Origin of the sequence: Paenibacillus sp. tmac-D7 (assembly GCF_006519665.1) — a bacterium.
GTDB lineage: Bacteria > Bacillota > Bacilli > Paenibacillales > NBRC-103111 > Paenibacillus_G > Paenibacillus_G validus.
The window spans coordinates 54,080-75,988 of the sequence record NZ_VIDW01000002.1; the positions used below are offsets into that span (position 1 = coordinate 54,080).

The 21,909-nt window shown below is 54.9% G+C and carries 19 protein-coding genes and 1 pseudogene; 14 read left to right on the plus strand and 6 right to left on the minus strand.

The features are described from left to right. Positions 1–76 precede the first annotated feature (76 nt). The 6 genes from FKP33_RS01750 to FKP33_RS01775 all read left to right on the plus strand — a co-directional run bounded on the left by FKP33_RS01750 (position 77) and on the right by FKP33_RS01775 (position 6,766). On the plus strand, positions 77–1,450 hold the full coding sequence (locus FKP33_RS01750) for a hypothetical protein (protein ID WP_054799235.1): 1,374 nt from the start codon (positions 77–79) through the stop codon (positions 1,448–1,450). Further along, entirely contained in the window at positions 1,447–2,634 is a 1,188-nt protein-coding gene (locus tag FKP33_RS01755) for an MFS transporter (protein ID WP_230876123.1), read from the plus strand. Before FKP33_RS01750 ends, FKP33_RS01755 begins: the two co-directional genes overlap by 4 nt. A gap of 176 nt (positions 2,635–2,810) precedes the next feature. Next, entirely contained in the window at positions 2,811–3,503 is a 693-nt protein-coding gene (locus tag FKP33_RS01760; protein ID WP_054796813.1) for an ABC transporter ATP-binding protein, read from the plus strand. Continuing rightward, positions 3,500–4,873 carry an ABC transporter permease gene (locus tag FKP33_RS01765; RefSeq protein WP_141333804.1) on the plus strand — a complete coding sequence of 458 codons (1,374 nt, stop codon included), beginning with the start codon at positions 3,500–3,502 and terminating at the stop codon, positions 4,871–4,873. Before FKP33_RS01760 ends, FKP33_RS01765 begins: the two co-directional genes overlap by 4 nt. 24 nt (positions 4,874–4,897) lie before the next feature. Further along, positions 4,898–5,980, plus strand: coding sequence for an efflux RND transporter periplasmic adaptor subunit (locus FKP33_RS01770; RefSeq protein WP_141333805.1), 1,083 nt, complete (start codon positions 4,898–4,900; stop codon positions 5,978–5,980). Between the two features lie 117 nt (positions 5,981–6,097). Continuing rightward, on the plus strand, positions 6,098–6,766 hold the full coding sequence (locus tag FKP33_RS01775) for a nitroreductase family protein (protein WP_054796812.1): 669 nt from the start codon (positions 6,098–6,100) through the stop codon (positions 6,764–6,766). A 138-nt stretch (positions 6,767–6,904) separates the two neighbouring features. On the opposite strand, the gene FKP33_RS01780 is transcribed toward FKP33_RS01775, so the two are convergent. The 3 genes from FKP33_RS01780 to FKP33_RS01790 all read right to left on the minus strand — a co-directional run bounded on the left by FKP33_RS01780 (position 6,905) and on the right by FKP33_RS01790 (position 8,378). After that, positions 6,905–7,141 (minus strand): YebC/PmpR family DNA-binding transcriptional regulator, encoded by a 237-nt coding sequence (locus FKP33_RS01780; RefSeq protein ID WP_141333806.1) that lies wholly within the window; start codon positions 7,139–7,141, stop codon positions 6,905–6,907. A gap of 242 nt (positions 7,142–7,383) precedes the next feature. Further along, positions 7,384–7,581, minus strand: a complete 198-nt coding sequence (locus FKP33_RS01785; protein ID WP_054796811.1) for a cold shock domain-containing protein — start codon at positions 7,579–7,581, stop codon at positions 7,384–7,386. Positions 7,582–7,667: 86 nt separating this feature from the next. Then, complete coding sequence (locus FKP33_RS01790) at positions 7,668–8,378, minus strand: class I SAM-dependent methyltransferase (protein ID WP_141333807.1); 711 nt, start codon at positions 8,376–8,378, stop codon at positions 7,668–7,670. A gap of 230 nt (positions 8,379–8,608) precedes the next feature. Here FKP33_RS01790 and FKP33_RS01795 point away from each other — a divergent pair, with 230 nt between their 5' ends. From FKP33_RS01795 to FKP33_RS01825, 7 genes and pseudogenes are all read left to right on the plus strand, one after another. After that, positions 8,609–8,842, plus strand: coding sequence for a hypothetical protein (locus tag FKP33_RS01795; RefSeq protein ID WP_127606155.1), 234 nt, complete (start codon positions 8,609–8,611; stop codon positions 8,840–8,842). Positions 8,843–9,124: 282 nt separating this feature from the next. Beyond that, a pseudogene (locus tag FKP33_RS01800) lies at positions 9,125–9,778 on the plus strand (TerC family protein); the annotation flags it as partial. Positions 9,779–10,049: 271 nt separating this feature from the next. Then, entirely contained in the window at positions 10,050–10,232 is a 183-nt protein-coding gene (locus tag FKP33_RS01805; RefSeq protein ID WP_054796846.1) for a hypothetical protein, read from the plus strand. 241 nt (positions 10,233–10,473) lie between these two features. Beyond that, positions 10,474–12,264 (plus strand): oligoendopeptidase F, encoded by a 1,791-nt coding sequence (gene pepF / locus FKP33_RS01810; protein WP_127606159.1) that lies wholly within the window; start codon positions 10,474–10,476, stop codon positions 12,262–12,264. Between the two features lie 111 nt (positions 12,265–12,375). Then, positions 12,376–12,711, plus strand: coding sequence for a LapA family protein (locus FKP33_RS01815; RefSeq protein ID WP_230876124.1), 336 nt, complete (start codon positions 12,376–12,378; stop codon positions 12,709–12,711). A 139-nt stretch (positions 12,712–12,850) separates the two neighbouring features. After that, positions 12,851–14,536: a sensor domain-containing diguanylate cyclase gene (locus FKP33_RS01820; RefSeq protein ID WP_127606161.1), complete on the plus strand. Its 1,686-nt coding sequence runs from the start codon at positions 12,851–12,853 to the stop codon at positions 14,534–14,536. A gap of 130 nt (positions 14,537–14,666) precedes the next feature. After that, positions 14,667–17,186 carry a beta-propeller domain-containing protein gene (locus FKP33_RS01825; RefSeq protein WP_258313355.1) on the plus strand — a complete coding sequence of 840 codons (2,520 nt, stop codon included), beginning with the start codon at positions 14,667–14,669 and terminating at the stop codon, positions 17,184–17,186. Between the two features lie 195 nt (positions 17,187–17,381). On the opposite strand, the gene FKP33_RS01830 is transcribed toward FKP33_RS01825, so the two are convergent. Next, positions 17,382–18,218 (minus strand): DUF92 domain-containing protein, encoded by an 837-nt coding sequence (locus FKP33_RS01830; RefSeq protein ID WP_141333881.1) that lies wholly within the window; start codon positions 18,216–18,218, stop codon positions 17,382–17,384. Positions 18,219–18,375: 157 nt separating this feature from the next. On the opposite strand from FKP33_RS01830, the gene FKP33_RS01835 reads away from it, so the two are divergent. Next, a complete protein-coding gene (locus FKP33_RS01835; protein ID WP_244932919.1) occupies positions 18,376–19,596 on the plus strand; it encodes an HD domain-containing phosphohydrolase in 1,221 nt (406 codons plus the stop codon). A gap of 59 nt (positions 19,597–19,655) precedes the next feature. On the opposite strand, the gene FKP33_RS01840 is transcribed toward FKP33_RS01835, so the two are convergent. Continuing rightward, positions 19,656–20,291: a fumarylacetoacetate hydrolase family protein gene (locus tag FKP33_RS01840; RefSeq protein WP_127606163.1), complete on the minus strand. Its 636-nt coding sequence runs from the start codon at positions 20,289–20,291 to the stop codon at positions 19,656–19,658. A 44-nt stretch (positions 20,292–20,335) separates the two neighbouring features. After that, positions 20,336–21,718 (minus strand): CapA family protein, encoded by a 1,383-nt coding sequence (locus FKP33_RS01845; protein ID WP_141333882.1) that lies wholly within the window; start codon positions 21,716–21,718, stop codon positions 20,336–20,338. Between the last annotated feature and the right edge of the window lie 191 nt (positions 21,719–21,909).

Below are 21,909 nucleotides of genomic sequence, written 5' to 3' on the forward strand. Positions count from 1 at the left end.
TAGGGAACGAAATTTTTCTCCTCCATTTTCAGGGTTCGTGGTATAATGTGGGGACTGTGTGAAAAGAGGGGCTGCTATGAATGAATCCGAGCACCAACGCGTAACGTTCAGCCAGCTGTTAGCCTTCTTCCTGCCGCTCGGCATATCGGCGAGCCTGGTTACCATCTCCCATGTCATTATTAACAGCACGCTGGCGCGATCGGCCAATCCGGAAATCATCATCGCCAGCTACGCCCTGCCGATGAGCATTCTCGGCATCACCGAGAAACCGGCCGTACTGCTCCGGCAAACATGCTCTACCCTGGTTCGCGACCGCATCTCCTTCCGGGCGATGTCCGTTGTGAGCCTCTATGTGCTCGGCACTATTCTCGCGCTCGGGGCCATCCTAAGCTATACCCCGGCAGGTCCGTGGGTGTTCGCCCGCCTGTTCGGAGCGGACCCGACGTTGATTGAACCGATGATGGATGTATTTCGCATCCTTATGTTCGTCAGCATTTTCTCGGGGCTGCGCTGCTTGTTTCACGGCGTCATCATTTTCAATATGCGTACCAAGTGGCTGACAATCGGCATGCTGATCCGGCTTATCGGCATGTACCTCGTCTCGCTTTATTTCATCCGCACCGGCGTAACAAGCGGCAAAGTCGGCGCCATCATCTTCCTTGTCGGCATGGTGATCGAGGCTGCCGTCAGCATATGGGAGGGCCGGTCGCTGCTGAAGCGCCACATTCCGGAAAAGAAGCCCGACCATCCGATTGAAAAGCCGTCGCAAATATTCAGATTTTTCAAGCCGCTGCTCTATTCGTCCGTCATTGCAGTCGTGTCGGTGCCAGCCATTAATGCATTTCTGGGCAAAACAAGCGATATTCAGTTAGCGATCGCCGCATTTGCCATCGCCGCCAGCGTGACGAACCTGGTGACCAGTTTCTTCTCCTACACGCATCAGATCGTCTTGAACTTTTACCGCAAAGATGCGCGGAAAGTGCTGCGCTTCGCCTTGATGCTGTCGTTAATTCCGACGCTGCTGCTCTCCCTGCTTTCCTACACGGACATCGGACCCTGGTTCATGGAGCAGGTGATGGGCGTGAACGAGCGGCTGATGCACGCTTCACTGTCAACGCTTCGCGTATTTACGCTGTTGACGCTGGTTTTTCCATGGCTCGATTACGGCAACGGGCTGTTAATGCTGAGCGGCCAAACGAAAACGATGGTATGGTCACAAGCTGCAAACGTGTGCATAACCCTGTTAACCTTAGTCGTTTGCGTGTTCATGACGCCAGGCTGGAACGGGATGATCGGAGCGCTGGCGCAATCGCTGGGACTCGCGGCCGAAGCGGCCGTCGTCTGGCAGGTCCTGCGTGCAGCGGCCCGCGATCGGACGGTTCCGGGAAGCATCGGACCGAACACACGGACAGCGGACAAAATTAACACAGAATCGAGTGGACGCTCATGACTGCGGAATCGCCCATGAGGCGCAATGATCTGGTCTTACGAAGCTTTACGTTTTCCTTTTTTATGATGATCGCCATCATCACTTCGTATTTCCCGCTTTACTTTCAATACAGAGGATACACCACCATACAAATCGGTCTGCTGTACTCCGTCGGGCCGCTGGTCGGCATCGTCGCCAACCTGTTCTGGAGCATGATGAGCGACAAGTACCGGACGATCCGCAAGGTGCTCATCCTGATCGTCATCGGCCAGCTCGCGATCTCCCTGCTCGTGTTCCGGACGGATGCCTTCGCGTTAACGATTGCCCTGATGGCTGTCTTCTTTTTCTTCCAGCAGCCGATGATGTCGCTGAACGACAGCTTGATTCTGTTAACGGTCAGCGGAACCCGCAAAAGCTATGCCTCCTACCGGGTATGGGGCTCGATCGGGTTCGCCGCTGCGGCGCTCGGCTTCGGACAGCTGTTGAAATATTACGGTGCAACCTTAACGCCGGTGCTGACGGTCGGGGTGCTGATCATTTCGCTGCTGCTGGCCTTCCTGTTGAAGGACGCACGCGACCCGCAAATCAAGAAGCCCGACTTCTCGGGCTTCGTCCCGATAGTCGCTTCGCGGCCGTTCCTGGCCTTCCTGGTGACGCTGCTCATCGTAGCTACCGCGCACAGGCTCAATGACGGCTTCCTGGTCTTATACATGCAGGAGCTCGGAGCGAGCCCTTCCCTCATCGGCTGGTCGTGGGTGGCTTCCGCCCTCAGCGAAGTACCCGCTTTTTTCTTGCTTAGCAAATACGGTCACAAATATAAAGAGCTGCCGCTGCTGGCGGTTTGCAGCCTCGTGTACGGCATCCGCTTTCTGATGATGAGCTGGATCGACAACCCTCTCTGGGTCATCGTAACGCAATTGATGCATTCGGTGTCATTCGGCATCTTCCTGTTCACGGCGATCCGGTACATCCAGATGGTCATTCCCGATCAATACCGGGCAAGCGGACAAGCCGTGTTCGCCGTCATCTGGTCGGGGGTCGCCGGGCTGCTTAGCGGTACGATCGGCGGCTGGATCTTTAACGACTTCAGCCCGCAGACGATGTATGCCTTCGGATCGGGACTCGCGTTCGTAGCGATGATTTGCTTTCTCGTCCTTCACGCCCGGAGCACCGGTGCGAACGGCGCCCGCGATTTTCAAGCCTGACTATGCAGGATTCGCCGCCCCTTCGTTCGTCTAATAAGTCGAGCGAAACCGGGCGGCTTTTTGGTGCGGTGAAACTCACTTCTTAAAGATTTCTTAAGAACCGGTACAACGTGCAACGTTCTGGAAAGATCATCCGTCATACTCAGAGGTAGAACTATAAGTAACGGAGGGGTTATGTGCTTGCGGTCAATCAGTTGTCTCACAGCTTCAAGAACGGCGTAGAAGCTACGCCGGTGCTCCATGAAATCGATTTCCACATCGCCAAAGGCGAAATGGTCGCGCTGCTCGGCAGTTCGGGCTCGGGCAAGTCGACGCTGCTCAATCTCATGGCGGGCCTGATGAAACCGACAACCGGCAGCATCCTCATCGACGGCAGCCCGATCGAGAAAATGAGCGAAAATCAGCTCGCCGAATTTCGGCGTTCGCATATCGGTTTTATTTTTCAATCGTACGAACTGATTCCTCATTTGACGGTACGGGAAAATGTCGAGCTGCCGCTCGTATTTCAAGCTGTGAAACCAAAGGAGCGCCGGGACAAAGCGGTGTCGCTGCTGACGAAGGTCGGACTCGGCGAGAAAACGGAAATGTTCCCGTCCCAGCTGTCCGGCGGCCAGCAGCAGCGGGTCAGCATCGCGCGTTCCCTGGTGACCGAGCCGGCCATCGTGTTTGCCGACGAGCCCACCGGGAACCTGGATACGAAAACCGAGAAGGAGATCATCGACCTGCTGATCGAGCTGAACGGAACGCTGGGCATTACGTTCGTCATTGTCACGCACGAGCTCGAGGTGGCCCGCCGCGCCCAGCGGGTCATTCAACTGCGGGACGGACGCCTCGTCGAAGACGGCGCATGGGCGGGTGAAACCGGATGAAGCTGACCGACTACATCAAGCTCGGCTGGGATCAGCTCAAGCGCCGGATCGTCGTCACCGCTTTATGCGCGATGGGAATCGCCATCGGCTCGGCTTCGATCATTGTCGCCCTCTCGTTCGGCGAATCGATCAACCAGTTCAGCAAGGCGCGGATGTACGATTTTCTGAAATCGGACGAAATTTCCGTCCGCTCTGGCAGCGGACCGGAAACCGGGGCGCCGGACGGCGATCCGAACGCGTCCAAGCCCTACGAGCTGACCCAGAGCAAAATCGATCTGATTCGCAGCTTCCCGCATATGAAGGCGCTGTCGACCTATCGGACGTTACACGGGTTTCAATTGGAGCTCGATAACAAGAAGGGGTACTTGAACGAAATTTACGCAACCGAGCTGGACACGCTTGACGATTTCGGCATTGAGCTCCAGCAAGGCGGCCCGTCCGACCTCGAGAATACGATCATCCTCAGCTACGGGGCGACGATGGGACTGCAGGACGAACAAGTGTCGAGAACACGAAACTACGAGAACGAACGCGAAGCGATGCAAGCCTGGCGCGAACAGCGGACGCTCGCCTATCCCATGTACCAGAAGCTGATTACGCTTGTGCCGCAAGGCTTCGGAGCGAGCATCGGGGAGAGCGTCTCCATTCCTGTACGTGTCGTAGGCATTCTGAAGAAGCCCGAGGGCATGTCGGACGACATCGTCTCGAATCAGAAGATCGCCTATGTCTCACCCGCGCTCGGCAAACGATTGTCCGAGGCGCAGGCGTTAATGAACGGTGGTCAAGAAAGGCCGAACAGCGGCGGACAACCCGCGACAACAGCCGATTACGACGAAGTGAAAGTAAAAGTGACCGACAGCTCCCACGTCAAAGAAGTGGAGGAGCTGTTGAAGAAGCTCAAGCTTGATGTGCAGACGAACCTGTACCGGGAAGAGCGGATACAGTCCGAGCTTATGATCGTACGAATCGTGTTTGGCGGGGCCGGCTTGTTTATCCTGTTCGTCGCCTCGATTTCGATCGTCGTCGCAATGACGATGTCAACCTACCAGCGGCGCAGACAAATCGGCATCATGAAAGTGCTCGGGGCGAATCTGAGGCAAATCCGCAACATGTTCATGGTCGAATCCGCGTTGCTCGGACTGCTTGGCGGGCTGGTCGGCATTCTGCTCTCGTATTGGGTCGTCTGGGCGATCAATATCGTCATCATGCGTTTTTCGGGCGGATCCGGCAGCGAAGAGATTTTGTTCATCAGTCTGTGGATTTTGCCGCTCGGCTTGTTCTTCGCCATTATGACCGGTGTGCTGTCCGGCATTTATCCGGCTGTCAAGGCATCCCGCACCGATGCGTTAACTGCGATCAAACGGGATTAATCACGTTATAGGAGTCATGCTGCCATGAAAAAGAAAAAATGGATCATCGCCATCGCCACCGTGCTTGTCCTCGGGGTGACAGGTTTATTGTTCTGGCAAAGCCGACCGGCCGACAAATCGAAGCAGGCGGCGATGCAAACGACGAATGCGCTTAAATTCAAAGTGACCCGCGAAGATTTGGCCAGCAGCGTCGAGGTCAAAGGCAAATCATCGTATCAGCAGGAAACGTACATCAATGCCCCCTTCGCCGCCGATGTCAAATCGTGGAATGTGAAGGAAGGCCAACAGGTGAAAAAGGGCGACCTGCTCTTCCAGCTCGTCGATACGGACCTGCGCAATGAAATCGCCGAGCTTCAGGCGTCCGCCCGCAAGCAGGAGCTCGATATCCGTTTGGGTGAATTTCAAGCGACGATAGGAAGCGGCGACGCTTCGACGGGCATTTCCGAAGCCGACGCCAAGCAGCGCTTCGCGCAGAACGAAAGCCGCAAAATCCAAGAGGAAATCAACCGGTTAAATCTGGAGCATGGACGAACCCAGTTAACCGAGAAGATCGAGAAGCTTAAGTCTTCGCAGTTTACCGCGCCGGAAGACGGCATTTTCTTATTCGATAGCACGAAGGAACCGAAGTCCGTGAAAGAAAGCGAGCGGATCGGCAAAATCGTCGATCTGTCGAAGCTCCAGCTCATCTGTATGGTAGGCGAGTTCGATCTGTTCCGGCTTAGCGAAGGATTGCCCGTAGAGGTGCGCGTCGACGCCTTGAAGGGGCTGAAGCTGCAGGGCAAAGTCGAACGGCTGTCCAAATTCGCCAAAAGCGCCTCGGACGCGTCCGGGAGTGCCGCTCAGTTCGAGGTCGTCATTTCGCTCGAACCGAACGAGCGGCTTATCGCGGGTCTGAGCTTGACCGCCTCCATTCAAACCGATAAGAAAACCGGCGTATTGGTCATCCCGACCTTGTCCGTACAGCGGGAGAAAGACGAATATTATGTGATGATGGAAACGGCACAAGGCGAACTCGAGCGCAGAACCGTCAAAATCGGCGTGGAAACGCCGGAGAAAACGGAAATTGTCAGCGGTCTTCAGGAAGGCGACACCGTCGTCATTCCGTAAAAAGGCTGAACGGCGGTTGTTATTTCTTTAGTCTCCCGGTATAATGAGTGTAGCTTTTAGCACCAAGTACTAAATTTGTGGTGCTTGTCTGTTAAACACGAAAGAGGATGATGAAAGATGACTGAAGCGACCCGTGTGCTTGCCTATGAAGATTTCAAGGAAATTTTGTTAGACCGTCGAAGCGTCCGCAAATACTCGGACGAACCGGTTTCCGTTGAAGATATTAAGGAGCTGATCGATTGCGCGCGGTATGCTCCAAGCGATACGAACTCGCAAACGTGGGAATTCATTGCCGTCACGAACCGCAACAAAATCAAGGAGATCGAAGCTATCACATGGGAAGAGCTGCACAAGCGCGCCTCCGAGGCGGAGCAGCGCGGCCTGTCTAAGGAAGCCCGGCTGCTGACCAAGTCGTTCGGACCTTACGCCACGGCCTTCTCCGACGCTCCCGTGCTCATCGTGTGTCTCGCGACTCCTTACCAATCCAAATTCCGCGAGCGCATCTTCGATCCGGTTCACTTAGTCCCGGACCATGTATGGGACGAAGAAGGCATCAAGAGCAGCTGCCTCGCTTCGCAAAACCTGATGCTTGCGGCTCACGCCCGCGGGCTGGCCACTTGTCCGATGACCGGTCCAGTGCTGCTCGCGCAAGACAGGCTCCGCACGTACCTGGACATCCGGCCCGAATGTCAAATCAATATGGTTATCGCGCTCGGCCATCCGCTGGAGCGTCCGGCCCGGCTGCCCCGCAAGCCGGTGGACGATATTCTCCGTATCGTCGATTAAACGATACGCGCTATTAACGCTGGTGCGCCTCGTTGCGCAGGATCTCCAGAAGTTCAAGGCCCGTCAGCCCATGACAAAAACTCCCCCGCTCATCCTTGGATGTTCGGGGGAGTTTCTATAACGCGATAACGCGAACCTTTAGCCGATCTTGGCCATTTCTTCCTCGTCCATTTCGTAATTCGAATAAACGTCCTGCACATCGTCCAGATCGTCGAACGAGTCCATCATTTTGAGCAGCTTTTCGGCATTTTCGCCTTCTACCTTGATCGTGTTCTGCAGAATCCAGCTGACCGAGGCTTCGGCAAACTGCAGTCCCTGCGCCTCCAGCGCGGTCTTCACCTTCTCGTATTCATGCGGGTGCGTAAACTTAGGCATATCCTAACGCTCCCTATCGCTCAAAATATCACATTTATGTTTACACCAGCTGCCGCGGGTGGGTCAAAGATTTGTCCAGGTATCTATATACAAAAAAAAACGGTTCCCGGAACCGAAGTTCCAAGAACCGCTTGCAGGCTCTGATTTGTCTCATGATGCATACGGCAGAAGACAACTACCCAACGATATATGTTATAAACCCGACTGTCGCAACAGCCCGGGCATCGTAGTTAGTTTAAATCTTACAGCTTGATAACGTTAGCTGCTTGAGGACCGCGGTTGCCGGAAACGATTTCGAACTCAACCGATTGGCCTTCTTCCAACGTTTTGAAGCCATCGCCTTGAATAGCCGAGAAGTGAACGAATACATCGTCTCCGCCCTCAACTTGGATAAAACCATAGCCTTTTTCTGCGTTAAACCATTTTACTGTACCTTTCAATGAAAACAACCTCCTAGATGTATCGCCATCAAGGGCGAATAATTCAATTATACCACCAGTATGAGGATAAATCAACTTGCTTCCTCTTATTCATACGCCAATCTCAGCAGCTCTTTGGAGCCCGGAATGAACGGCAGCGACGACTCCGGCAGCGAGGCTTGAATCCCTTGCCGGCCCAGCGCTTCCGACAGCCGCTCAAGCAGCGGATAACGATCCCACCCCAGCGTAATCACCGGGTAAATCCGTACTTCGCCGCCTCGCCGGCAAACGCGCATCAGCTCTTGAAGCGCCGCGAGATGGAAGTCAAAGTCGAATTGCTCGTGATACAGAAATAAAAAATGGCTGACCAGCACCAGCGAAAACTCGCCGCTTTCGAATGGCAGGCGCGGCAGCTTAGCCGGCACGTAACGGCCGTTCGACCGCTCCGCTTCGTAGTGCGCGGCAAATCGTTCGAGCGACGCCTCGCGATTGGAACGATGGCGATCCACATCGCCGTAATAGCTCCAGTCGAACTGCTCCCGAATTGCCGCCAGCTTCGCTGTGGAAGCTTCAATTTCCCGGACGCCGTTCGCGCGGATCGCTTCCGGCTCCAGCGCATACAGCGGGTCTGCCGCCCGGGCATCGTAACCTCGGCCGCATGCTTCGGCCACGAACGATGAGGCCCCCGCCGCCACGTCCAACACCGCTCCGCTTTGCAGCAGCTCGGGTCTCAAGGCAAACATCCGTACATACTCGTCATAGGATCGGCACGTCATGGCTACGCCGATTTGTTCATACGCTTTCCGTTCTTTGCTCATCTCCAAAGCACTCTCCTCGTCTCGACTCATCTTGATAGCTCTGGGCCTCCACCCGCCCTCCGGCCGATGCTGAAGCTTAGCAGGATATTACCACGGTTTGGAGTGGGACGCAATGCCGATTGTCCCGTATCCCGTACCGCCTTGATTTTCCGCGGCAGTTAAGGTATGATTCGCGAGTAGAGAGACTGGTTGTGTCCTTCATTATTATGTTGAAAAGAGGTTCCCCGCACGTGATTAAAAAACATACGATTTACAAAACCGATAAATGGAATATGCTGACAGTGGAAGTGAACGGCAAACAATTGATTTTACGTGAAATTTCCGACCAATGGGGCGAAGAATGCCATACGTTCCTCAGCCGTCCGGAGATGATGCACTGGGTCGGAGAGCGCTTTTCCAAAGAACGCTTTCAAGGCACGGAAGAAGAGCTTGAGCAAATTTGGGAAGCGTTTCGCCAAGTATAAAAGCCGATTTTGCATTTTCAGGCTTGACTTCTTGCTTGTTTGGCTTCTATAATTAAGATAATTACATAAGGATGTCCTCCAAAGGGGAGTAGCTGTCACAGTAAAGTCGTCAATTCGGGTTCTTGCGAGCCCCGGCTTTATTGGCAACGTCACGTTGTTAGCAAGACCTTTGCCTATTATGGGTAGAGGTCTTTTTTGTTTGAAAAAAGTACCTGAACCAAACCAGGCACAGGATCATTTTTATGTACACAATAATTATAAAAGAAAGAAGGAGTGAGGGACATGGAGTGGTTAACGCCATCATTTTTACTAGCGTTGTTGAACATTATACTCATTGACCTCGTACTGGCAGGCGATAACGCGATCGTCATCGCGCTCGCAGCGCGCAACTTGCCGAAAGACAAGCAGAAGGGCGCCATCCTGTGGGGAACCGTCGGTGCGGTTGTTATTCGAATCGTCGCCACACTCGCCGTCGTCTGGCTGCTGGAGCTGCCTTATTTGCTGCTCATCGGGGGACTCGTCCTAATCTGGATCGCTTACAAATTGCTCGTCGACCAGAAGGACCACGCCATTGAGGCTAAGCCAAGACTCGCGGACGCGATTCGCACGATCATCATCGCCGATGCGGCTATGGGCTTCGACAACGTCATCGCAGTTGCCGGCGCCGCACACGGCAGCTTCTCGCTGGTCATCCTCGGACTCATCATAAGCGTACCGATCATGGTATGGGGCAGCACGCTGTTCATTAAGCTCGTCGACCGCTTCCCGATCATCATCTGGCTCGGTTCCGCCGTCCTTGCCTATACGGCAGCCAAGATGCTGACGGAGGATCGCTCCGTAGCCGGATACTTCCATGAAAATCCGGTTGTGAAATGGGCGATTGTCTTCCTGATCATCGTGGGCGTACTAGCCCTTGGCTACTTGAAGAAAAAATCCGGATCGGTCGTCTCGGTCAATGAGCATGGCGCGTTAACGATTCCGGTCGGTTTAGAGAAAGAAGCCGGCATCCAGCCGGACGACAATTTCACGGCAAGCCGGGATAAAGACGGCCGTCTCGTATTGGTGAAATCGCGAAGCTAGAACGGCTCGCTGAACGGAACTCTTGAAAGCCGATCCCTCCAGGGGGTCGGTTTTTTGCCGTCCGTACAAAAAAAGGAAAATAACGCTAGGCGGCGAACATACATTACATAGATAAGAGGTGATTTTTGTGAACAATGCCACGTCGATCGTTACCTTCATCATCCTTTCCTTTTGCTTGGCCTTGATATTAATTATGAAGAAGGATACGCTGCCGTCCGGCGTCAAACGGCCCCTCGCCCTTCTGGCGCTCGTGATGGTCGCGTTCTCGTTCGGGCTGCTGATCTATTCATTCCTTGCGAATCCGGTCTAAGCACCAAGCGATTAGACTTCGGCGTCCGGAATCCCTATACTAATATTTAAGCCTCGCTCCGGTCATACTATCCCGTAAGTTTTCTGACCGACCTCTTCTTCCTATGGAGCGTGAACGAGCGATGCGATGGATTCCATTAGGGCTGTGCGGCGCGCTAAGCGCTTGTTTGCTGATGCCATCGGCGTCAGCGGTCCAGGCGGATCAAACCGCCACACCTAATCATATGACAAGGAGGGCACCCATGAATCAAGTACTGAAACGTAACGAGGTCCCGGACGAGCACCGCTGGAACTTAGAGGATTTAATCAAGGGCCAGGAGGCATGGGATCAAGAGTATCGTCAAGTGAAAGAGCAAGTGAAAGATATTGCGCGTTTTCAGGGCAAATTGAGTGACCCGGCCTCTATTAAGAAGTGCTTCGAGCTGGAAGACAAGATTTCCTTACATATGGAACGGCTGTACGTTTATGCGAACCTGAAGCATCACGAGGACATGACGGACCCTGCGTATCAGGCCTTATCGGATAAATCCAAAAAGCTGAGTGTTGAAGTGAACGAAGCGATGTCGTTCATCTCGCCGGAGATTTTGAGCTTATCCGACGAACAGCTTCAGAAGCTCGTAGCAAGCCCGGAGCTTTCTTTCTATAAGCGCACGCTGGAAGAATTGATTCGCCAGAAGCCGCATGTACTCGGCAAGGACGCAGAGTCGCTGCTGGCGCAAGTCGGCAACCTGGCGCAGGCACCCGGCACGATCTTCGGCATGCTGAACAATGCGGACCTGAAGTTTCCTAAGGTCAAAAATGAGCAAGGCGAAGAAGTCGAGCTGACGCACGGCCGCTACATCCAATTCCTGGAGAGCCCCAACCGTACGGTGCGCAAAGAGGCGTTCGAGGCGATGTATGCGACCTACGCGAAGCAAAAAAATACGATAGCGGCGACGTTGTCGGCCAACGTGACGAAGAACATTTTTTACTCCAGAGCCCGGAAGTATCCTTCTGCGCTCGAGATGTCGCTCTTCGGCGATAAAATCGACAAAAGCGTCTATACCAACCTGATTGACGCCATTCACGAAGCGCTGCCGCTGATGCACCGATACATGGAGCTCCGCCGCAAGCTGATGAAGCTCGATGAGCTGCACATGTACGATTTGTTCGCTCCGCTCGTCGAGGAATATAAGCTGGACATCACGTACGAGGAAGCGAAAGCGACCGTGAAAGAAAGCTTGAAGCCGCTCGGTCAAGACTACTTGAACATTCTTCAAGAGGGCTTCGACAACCGCTGGATCGACATCTACGAGAACGAAGGCAAGCGGAACGGCGCCTACAGCTGGGGAGCCTTCGGCACTCATCCTTACGTGCTGCTGAATCATAAGGACAACCTGAACAGCATGTTTACACTGACGCACGAGATGGGCCATGCGCTTCACTCGTACTTGTCCGATACGAACCAGCCGTATCGCTACGCACAGTATACCATCTTCTTGGCCGAGGTCGCTTCAACGCTGAACGAGGCGCTGCTGATGGATTACTTGCTCAAGAAGTCGACGGATCCGAAGGAAAAGATGTATCTGCTCACCTACTATATGGATCAATTCCGGACGACGGTGTTCCGCCAGACGATGTTCGCCGAATTTGAGAAAATCATTCACGAGAAGGCCGAGCAAGGCGAGTCATTGACGCCGCAGCTGCTGAGCCAGGTGTACTACGATTTGAACGTCTTGTATTACGGCAAAGACATGGTCGTGGATAAAGACATTGAAATGGAATGGGCGCGCATCCCCCATTTCTATAACAGCTTTTACGTTTATAAATATGCAACCGGCTTCTCGGCGGCGACGAGCTTCGCGAAGCAAATTTTGGATGAAGGCGAGCCGGCCGTCGAGCGTTACCTTGGCTTCCTGAAGAGCGGAGGCAGCGACTATTCGATCAATATCCTGAAGCGGGCCGGCGTCGATATGTCCTCGACGGAACCGATTAAACAGGGAATGAGCGTATTTAAAGATTTATTGGAACAAATGGAATCGCTAGCGAAGTAAGTGCTGGCGAGTCAGGCTGAGTTCGGTTCCCCCGGCTCAGCCTTTTTCCGTCAGCCCCTCCCGTTCTCGCCCATTCCGACAAATTTTAATTTCCCGAAGGAGTGTGATCGCATGATGAAAGCCCAGTGGATGCTCATTTTGACGCTTATTTTTGCACTGATTACCGCTATCTTTGCCGTGATCAACGTTGATCCGGTGCGTGTCAATTTCCTCGTCACCCAGGCGGATATTCCGTTAATACTCGTCGTGCTCGGCTCCACCTTGCTCGGCGGACTCATCGCATCGCTGCTCGGCATGCTCCGGCAGTTCAAGCTGAAGCGCACCATTCGTCAGTTGGAGAAGCGGGTCAGCGAGCTGGAGCGCGAACAGGCGGAGTCGGCAGCCGCGCCCGTTCCGGCTTCTCCCGATTCCCATGGTACAGCCGCTCGCGGTACGGAGAACGTTTAAAAAAAATTAAATTTACATCAAATCTTCCTTAAGTCGTACATAAAGAAGGATTATTCATTGAAGTAAACTGGCTCTTTCCATTAAAATGTATGTAGGAATGGCATGAACGACTACTTCGTGCAGGAAGGGTGCCTACAGCATGAGCGACCCCGGGGTGGAAAGCCAAGAACAACATCTGAATACGCTTGCGTTTCAGCGATCCTTAACAGGCATGGCCTTTCTGTCGGCCGAAGGAACGTTCGTTTCCCTCAACCCTGCCTTCTGCAGCATCATGGGCTATGAACGGGAACAGCTGCTCGGCAAGCACGTCGATAGCATTAGGCACCCTGCAGATATCGAGAGCTTGTATGAGGCGAAGCCGAAGGTCTTGGACGCAATTGGGCTTGAGACGTCCGCCCCATCCGCCGATCCGAAGGAACGGAGATTCGTCGATCGTAACGGGAATACCATTTGGGCCAACGTTGCCGTCTCGGTCCTCCGGACATCCCCCGGGCGGCAGCTGTATTTCATTCAGGTGCAGGCTATCACCGAGCATAAGCCCTTGCAAACGGGAGCCGAACGCTCGCTCGCCCAAATGATCGATATGCTGGAGCATAGCACCGACGGTTTCTTTGCGGTTGATTCCCAAAGCCGCTTTACCTATGTGAACCGTTCCGCAGAAATGTTCTTCGGACGGTCGCGTGCCCACTTGATCGGGTTAAGCTTCACCGATGTGTTTCCGGAAGCAGCGGCACAGGCGATTGCTGAACATTGCAGCCGCATACTGACCGATCATCGGCCAAACCTTCTTGAACTGTATGACGAACCAGGCAACCGATGGATCGAAATCAACGCCTCCCCGCTGGCCGACTCGTTCTCGGTCCTTTTCCGCGATGTCACCGATCGCCGTCAAGCCGAAGCCGCCTTGCGGGAAAGCGAGGAATTGCACCGGATCCTGACGGAGCATTGCAGCGATATCATTTCCAAGCATACGGGCGAAGGGGATATTCTGTACGCCTCGCCTTCGAGCAAGACGCTGCTCGGCTACGAGGCGGAAGAGCTTATCGGCACAAACATCTTTGATTACTTCCATCCGGAGGACCTGCGGCTTATACAGGATGCCGGCGATTACTCGATCATGGCGACCGAGATGAGCTTGCCTCCCTACCGAATGCGTACGAAACAAGGCGAATACCTGTGGTTGGAAACGAATATTCGCAGGGTCAGTACGCCGGAGCCCGGTTCGAAACCGTTCGTCTGGGTGTCTCGCGACATTTCCGCACGCAAAAAAAACGAACAACAGCTCTTGAAAACGAACGAGCTGCTGCAAAAAATATCGTCGATCGACGCGCTCACCGGCCTCGCCAACCGGCGCAGCTTCGATGAAAATTACGCGCGGGAATGGAGACACGGCTTGCGGTTCGCCACCCCGCTTTCCGTTATTTTACTCGACATCGATTATTTTAAACGGTATAACGATAATTACGGCCATCATGAAGGAGACTTATGCCTTCAGCAGGTAGCGGAAGCGCTGCTCCGTGCGGCCAAACGTCCGGGCGATTTCATTGCCCGTTTCGGCGGCGAAGAATTTATTATCGTGCTGCCGATGACCGACGAGTCCGGAGCCGCCTTCGTAGCCGAACAGCTTCGATACGAAATCGAGCGCTTGGGCATTCCGCATACATGCTCGGACGTATCGACGATAGTAACCGCCAGTCTGGGGTTTGCGACGCTTGTGCCGAGCCGGGAGCTGTCGCCGCAGGAGCTGCTCATCAGAGCGGACCGGGCTTTATATCAAGCGAAACAAGAAGGGCGAAACCAGGTAAAGGGGTTTTTGACCGCATAGTTCAAACGCTCCTTCCTTAATGGAAAAACGGGCGTTTTTTTATTGAAACAATTGGCGGGCGCGCTTCGTTAGAAGAGTAATCGGATCGATTTCTTTCTGATCGTAAACCCGTATAAGGAGGGATATTTAGGTGAGCAAGAACCAATCATGGATGGCGAGGCTGTTGGTCATCTCCCTGCTGGCGGGCGCAATTCCCGCAGCAGCGCAGGCGCAAACGGAACAAGGCATCTCTTTAAGTCTGAACGGTGGACCTGTCCGTTTCTCCGTCGAACCGCAGCTTGTCAACAGCACATTAATGGTGCCGCTGCGCGACGTATCGACGGCACTTGGGGTAACGGTCGAGTGGGAGCAGGCCGCCAAGACGGCGACAGCGGTTAAAGGCGAGCGATCCATTCAGCTGACCGTCGGCAGCACGACCGCCTACCGCGGCGATACCGCCGTCACGTTGGCCGAAGCCCCGGTAACGGTGCAGGACAAGCTGCTCGTGCCGCTGCGTTTCTTCAGCGAGTCGTTCGATTTTAACGTCTACTGGGACGGAGCGAATCGAGCGGTGAGTATCGTGGACGCGGATAAGAGCCTGCCGACCGTCGGATCCGTCGCCAGGCTCCAGGAGCTGCTGAAGGAGTCCGGCTTCGGCACGGATTCGGGCAGCGGGTTCGCCGCCACGGGTGCGGTCGCCGAGAAGGCGATGTCCTCCGCGGCAGCTGCCGCTCCGGCTGCAGCAGCACAAGCCAAGTCTGCGGACGCCGCCGGCGGTGCCGGGTATTCGGGCACGAACGTGCAGGTCGAAGGCGTCGACGAAGCCGACATCATCAAGACGGACGGCCAATACATTTACCAAGTGAACCGCGACCGGGTGATCGTAACGTCGGCGGTTCCCGCCGACAACATGAGCGTCGTCGGTACGGTGTATGTGGACGACCGCAACTTTTATCCGCGCGAGCTGTATGTGGACGACCGGCATTTGGTCGTGATCGGTACGACATTCCATCCGCAGTCTGGCGAACCGGTTCAGCCGGAACCGATGCCGCTGCTCGGGGATAAGCCCGCTGTATCGGCGAACCCTTCCGCAGCGGTCGATTCCGGCTCATCCGCGAGCGTCGAACGGATGCCGGTCGTTGCACCGGCCGGGGGCGAATTGAAGAAGATCGCGGTGCGCCCGAACCCGGGCCGTTCTACGACCAAGACGATCGTATACGATCTCGCCGACCGCAGCAGCTTGAGGCCGGTGCGTGAAACCGAGCTGGAGGGCAACTACATATCTTCGCGTAAAATCGGAGACGCATTGTATGTGATTACCAACAAGTACATGAATTCGTTCCAGCTGATGCGCCCGAACGGGGCTGAAGCAGGCGCCGGTACGGACGCCTCCCTGCCCGCTTACCGGGATTCGAACGCCGGCACAAACTTCCAAACGATCGGGCTGGAAGACGTTCGCTACTTTCCGAAAGCTGTAAAACCGAATTACTTGCTTATTGGCGGCCTCAACCTCGGGGAACCCGGGAAAAACATGCAGGTGACCAGTTACTTGGGCTCCGGGCAGCACGTCTATGCATCCGCTTCGAACCTGTACATCGGAGTGAACGAATATGAGGCGGCGCCGGAGGGCCCGGTTGCTTTAGCTGCACCTGCGGCGGAGCAGGCCGACCGGTCAATGCCGCCAAGCTGGACGCCGCCGGAGACGCAAACCGTCATTTATAAATTCGGTCTGAATCAAGGCACGGTTCATTACGAAGGACGCGGCAAAGTGCCGGGACATCCGTTAAACCAATTCTCGATGGATGAACATAACGGCTTCTTCCGGATCGCCACGACGTCCGGCGCCATGTGGCGCAACGACGAGTTCACCTCCAAGAACAACGTGTACGTCTTGGACGCCTCGATGCAGACGGTCGGCAAGCTGGAAGATTTGGCGCCGGGCGAGCGCATTTACTCGGTTCGTTATGCCGGAGACCGCGCCTACATGGTCACGTTCCGCAACGTAGATCCGCTGTTCGTCATCGACTTGAAGGAGCCGGCAGCGCCTGCCGTATTGGGTAAGCTGAAAATTCCCGGTTACAGCGATTATTTGCATCCTTACGACGAGAACCACTTGATCGGCTTCGGCAAAGAAACGGTCGAGGTGGCCAATAAAGGCGCCGGAGGGCCCGGTGAGGAAACGATGGCCTACTACCAAGGCATGAAGATTGCGATGTTCGATGTGTCTGATGTGAATAACCCGAAAGAGCTCTTTAAAGAAACGATCGGCGACCGCGGCACCCATTCGGATCTGCTGCACAACCACAAGGCGCTGCTGTTCTCCAGGGAGAAACAACTGATGGCCTTCCCGGTTACCGTCATGGAGGTTCCCAATAACAAGGCGGCCGACCCGACCGCTTATGGCGAATTTGCTTTTCAAGGCGCCTATGTGTACGGAATCGACCTGCAGCAGGGCTTCCAGCTTCGGGGCAAAATCACGCATTTGACCGACGACGATCTGAAAAAGTCCGGAAGCGGCTGGTATGACGGCAGCCGAAACGTTGAACGCCTCTTGTACATCGGCGACATCTTGTACTCGGCTTCGCCGGATGCCGTGAAAGCAAACCGGTTATCCGATTTGCAGGAAGTCGGTTCCGTCACACTTCCGCCATGGACGCCGAAACAACCGTAGATTCGAGCAAGTTTCGCTTGGCATCCCCATGAGGCTAGGGTACAATACTTGAAGAGCTGAAATTAGGGCATGGAGGACTTGAACCCATGGTAACTTTTATTATCGTCATCTCTATCATCATAGCGATTGCCATATCGGCTTCCGCCATCTACGTGACGAACAAAGCGTACGCGCGCAAATATTACGACGAGTAGATTACAGCAGAAGGCTTACGGCTGCGGCGACCGCACCTCCGATCAACGAGCTGAGCCCGTTCACCGCATCATTCGTCATCCAAGCCAAACCGCGATATCGAACCGCCGCTGCCTTGCAGTGGCGGTTTTTTTCGATTTCTTTGCCGCATACGGTGCAGCGGTACATGACTTGTACGACGGCCCCGAGCCACGAATCCAGCAGCGAGCCGGCCAACCCGCCGAGCACGCCGATGAGGAGCAGCGGCAGAAGCCCGAACGCAGGTTCGGCCGTACCGATGACGGCTCCGGCGCCGGGTTGAAGCGCGGCGAGCGTCCAGGCGGTCCCGCCGATGAGGAGTCCGCCGGCCGCGGAAGCGCCTAGGCCTAGCGGCGTAATGCCGCCGGACGTGCCGGGAGCGACCCGTCGACCGCTCACGATGGAGCGCGGCTGCGTGCGGCTGAGGCCGCCGATTTCTGTTGCCCACGTATCGGCAGTGACAGTCGCCATAACGCCGACGTAAGCCGCCCACCAGACGGGGTGCGGCCAAAGGGCGTAAGCGAGGCATAACAGCAGCCCCACTCCGCCGTTGGCGAGCACTTGTCCGGCATCGCGACGACCGGATTTGGCATAACCGCTCTCGGCTGCGGCCTTCTTCCGGCTCTTCCACCTGGATAAGACGGACGATGTAATAAAGAACACGATCAGCGTGCCGAACCACGCCAGGCTTCCTGCGGCATACATGAGGGTGCCAAGCAAGACGGCAGCCGCAAAACCGGACCCCGACAGGGATTTTCGCCAATAGGCCGCCCCTGCGACGGCTAAACTTCCGATAAGTCCGATGGTCACGGACTGCAGCATGTGCAGCATGATTCTATCTCTCCTTCTTTATACCTGCAAACCCTGTGCCTGATAGCTTCGATTAACGTTTGCATTCGGCGGCCTTTATGTTTACAGAACTATTGCCATTATAATATGATTTGGTTATATGGAAAAATCGTCCGGGGAGTGAGACGCCGTGCATGAGGATTTCGGAATCGAAAAGGTGCGAGTCAAGCGGGATTTGGATTCGCAAGAGATGCTGCGCGTCATCTTCGACTATGCGGCCAAAATAGCGAATGAGCGGCGGCTCGACAATCTGCTCATGCTGATGGCCGATATGGGCCGGCAAATGGTCGTATCCGACCGTTGTACGGTTTGGATGCTGGACCGCCATAGCAACGAGCTGTATTCCACCGTCGCCCACGGAGTACCGCCTCTGCGCATCCCGAGCACGGCCGGTCTCGTCGGGTATGCGGTGCAATCCGGGAACCCGATCTTCATCGACGACGCCTACACGAATGCGGAATTTAAAGACGTGCTGCAGCACGGCGCTATCGCCACCGATCAGAGAACGGGCTATCGCACGAAGGCTCTCATGGTCATTCCGTTCCGTAATAACGAAGGCGAGATTATGGGCGCCTATCAGGCGGTCAATAAGCTGACGAGAAGCGAGCAGTTCTCACAGCGCGACTTGGAATACTTAACGCTAGCTGCATCGTATGCCGGCAAATCGCTGGAATCCGCACTGCTGACGGCCGAAATCGAAGAAACGCAAAAAGAGATCATCTTCACGATGGGGGAAATCGGCGAAAGCCGTTCGAAGGAAACCGGCAACCATGTCAAGCGGGTCGCCGAGTACTCGTACTTGCTCGCCATCGGCTTAGGCATCAGCCAACAGGAAGCGGAGCTGCTCAAGATCGCCTCCCCGATGCATGACATCGGCAAGGTGGCGATTCCGGACGCCGTGTTGAAAAAACCCGGCAAGCTGACCGATGAAGAATTCGAGATCATGAAGTCGCATACGACGATCGGCTACAACCTGCTGAAAAATTCGAATCGCCATCTGTTACAAACAGCCGCCGTCGTCGCTTACCAGCATCACGAAAAATGGAATGGACGCGGTTATCCATGCGGCTTGCAGGGCGAAGAGATCCACATCTTCGGCCGTATAACCGCCATCGCCGACGTCTTCGACGCGCTGGGCAGCGAACGGGTATATAAGAAGGCTTGGGAACTGGACCGCATTCTGAATTTGTTTAAAGAAGAACGAGGACAGCATTTCGACCCGAAGGTCGTGGACGTGTTCATGGAGCAGCTGCCCCAAATTTTGAAGGTACGCGACGAGCATTCCGACCTTGCGTCTGAGGAAGCAGCGGCTAACGGAAAATTAGCCCGAAACGAGCCAGCCGCCAAGTGACCCGCCAAAATGAAGACCGCCCCTATTCGAATGAACGGGGCGGTCTTATTGTCGTTGAATTACAAAGCCGGAATGCGCGCGTGGAACGAACCGAGCGTCTTCTCGCCCCAAAGAAGCTCGAAGAGATCGCCATCCTGAACGGCTGCAACGCCGGCCGGCGTTCCCGTATAAATCAAATCGCCTTGGCCGAGACCGTAATGCTGCGCGATATAATCAATGATCACCTGCAAGTTGAAAATCATATCGTTCAGGTTGCCGCGCTGCGCTTCTTTCCCGTTGCGAATAAGGCTGAACTCTACCCGCTTTGCCTCCTCGAAACCAGGGAACGCAACGAACGGCGTCACCACCGCAGATCGTAAAAACCCTTTGGCCGGCAGCCATGGGTATCCCTTCTGCTTGACGACATTCTGTACATCGCGCAGTGTAAAATCAATCCCGAGCGCCATCCGGTCGACCAGTTCGTCTACGGTATTACCCGGGGAATAATCGCGCCCGATATGGAGCACGAGCTCCGCTTCATAATGCACCTCGCCCCTGCCTGCAGGCAGCTCGATGGCGCTGCCGTCCATCTGAGTTATGGCATGCGTCGGTTTTGTGAAGATCATCGGCTCGTCGGGAACGCTGTTCCCAAGCTCGGCAGCATGCAGTCCGTAATTGCGTCCTACGCAATAAATGTTGCGAATCGATTGTTTCATCGTTAATTGTTCGCCCTTTCGTTGTCAGAGTCTGGTTTCCATTATTATTCTGTTTTTTCGGTTTTGCTCGGCTGTTTGGCCGTATTCGCCGGGTTTGTCGTGCTGGACGATGGTTTCGCCGGCTCCTCCGTTTTGGAGGTATCCGCCGATTTCGGCGGTTTCTCCGGCTTCGCCGTATCGACCTGCTTCGGGCTCTCGCCCGTCTTTGAACTGTCTTTGGCCGGCGGCTTGGGCGAAGTCGCAGCAGGCTTGCTGCCGTCATTCGATTTCGTCAAACCGTTCGTCACGCTCTTGTTGATGGGAGGCTTCGGCGTTTCCGTCACGAACTTGTTCACCGGCCCTACCGTGATGACGCCTTTCGTATCGATTCGCGCGTTAACCGAATTTTTCGTCAGCTTCTCGAACAGCTTCTGCGCTTGATCGTCGATCATCCGGATCGGCTGTGCCCACTTGGTCAAGATAGGCACCAAATTTAAATCGCAGCTGCGATCCTTCGCACAGGATGCTTCCAGAATCAAGCTTTCCCACGTATCCGGATTTTCATTGGTCGTGAAGATGAAGTTACCCAGGCTATAAGCGATCCATTTGCCTTTGTACTGCTCAAATCCTTGCAGCACATGCGGGTGGCTGGCCACGATCAGATCGGCGCCGTGATCGATATACTCATGAGCCAAGTCCGTCTGCACCTTGACCGGACGCGGGTTGCGTTCCTCGCCCCAATGGGCGATGACGACGACCAGATCGGCCTCGCTTCGCGCTTTCGTGATCGCATCCAGCGCCAGCTTGCTCGAATAAGTGGCGGCAAGTCCCGGCTTTTGCGCAGTCGCCATCCAGCTGGTATCCGGCAATACGCGGCTGAAGCCGAGAAATGCGACTTTGATTCCTTTATGCTCGATAATCTCGTGCTTATACGCCTCTTGCGCATTGCGTCCTGCTCCGACGCGGCGTAATTGCTGATCGTCCAAATGCCCGAGCGTATCAAGCAGACCGTCTTGCCCATAATCCATCGAGTGATTGTTCGCCAAATTGACCAAATCGACGCCGGCCCGCTTGAGCTCCGGCAGAGCAAGCGGAGATGAGCGGTAGACGTATTCTTTCGTTTGAGCCGTGCCTCTCGTCGTGATCGGCGTCTCCAGGTTGACGATGGTCAAGTCCGCTTTGTCCAGATAAGATTTTACATACTTATACGGGTAATCGTACCCGTTCTTGACGAGCAAATCCTCCACCTTGCTTGCGAACATAACGTCCCCGACGAAGGCTAATTTGACGCGTGCCTTGTCTTCCGAAGCCGGCTGTGCCGTGCTTCCCTGTTCTCCGCCAGGAGCAGCGACGGGTGCGGCTGCCGGCGGTTCCTCGATGCGATTCACCGCCGTCGGCAGAGGCGCCGCTTCGGTCTTAGGACTTGTTTCCGCAGTCGGTGTCTGCATGTCCGGCCGGGCCTCCAGCCACTGGATCAAATAAACGAATGCGCCAAAGACGAAGACGGCCAGCACAACGATTTTCAGCCGGAGCGACTTCCATACTTTCTTCTCTTTCTCCCTCTTATGCTTCTGCGTCCGCGATTGAATGATAACCTACCCCTTTAAAACGAACTGGCTGCCAAATAAGCCCATACGTT

Coding starts and splice junctions, on each gene's coding strand:
- FKP33_RS01820 (WP_127606161.1), top strand. CDS start 12,851: ATGAGCGACCCCGGGGTGGAAAGCCAAGAACAACATCTGAATACGCTT.
- FKP33_RS01755 (WP_230876123.1), top strand. CDS start 1,447: ATGACTGCGGAATCGCCCATGAGGCGCAATGATCTGGTCTTACGAAGC.
- FKP33_RS01765 (WP_141333804.1), top strand. CDS start 3,500: ATGAAGCTGACCGACTACATCAAGCTCGGCTGGGATCAGCTCAAGCGC.
- FKP33_RS01750 (WP_054799235.1), top strand. CDS start 77: ATGAATGAATCCGAGCACCAACGCGTAACGTTCAGCCAGCTGTTAGCC.
- FKP33_RS01790 (WP_141333807.1), bottom strand. CDS start 8,378: ATGAGCAAAGAACGGAAAGCGTATGAACAAATCGGCGTAGCCATGACG.
- FKP33_RS01770 (WP_141333805.1), top strand. CDS start 4,898: ATGAAAAAGAAAAAATGGATCATCGCCATCGCCACCGTGCTTGTCCTC.
- FKP33_RS01840 (WP_127606163.1), bottom strand. CDS start 20,291: ATGAAACAATCGATTCGCAACATTTATTGCGTAGGACGCAATTACGGA.
- FKP33_RS01845 (WP_141333882.1), bottom strand. CDS start 21,718: ATGCAGACACCGACTGCGGAAACAAGTCCTAAGACCGAAGCGGCGCCT.
- FKP33_RS01780 (WP_141333806.1), bottom strand. CDS start 7,141: ATGCCTAAGTTTACGCACCCGCATGAATACGAGAAGGTGAAGACCGCG.
- FKP33_RS01830 (WP_141333881.1), bottom strand. CDS start 18,218: ATGCTGCAGTCCGTGACCATCGGACTTATCGGAAGTTTAGCCGTCGCA.
- FKP33_RS01815 (WP_230876124.1), top strand. CDS start 12,376: ATGATGAAAGCCCAGTGGATGCTCATTTTGACGCTTATTTTTGCACTG.
- pepF (WP_127606159.1), top strand. CDS start 10,474: ATGAATCAAGTACTGAAACGTAACGAGGTCCCGGACGAGCACCGCTGG.
- FKP33_RS01775 (WP_054796812.1), top strand. CDS start 6,098: ATGACTGAAGCGACCCGTGTGCTTGCCTATGAAGATTTCAAGGAAATT.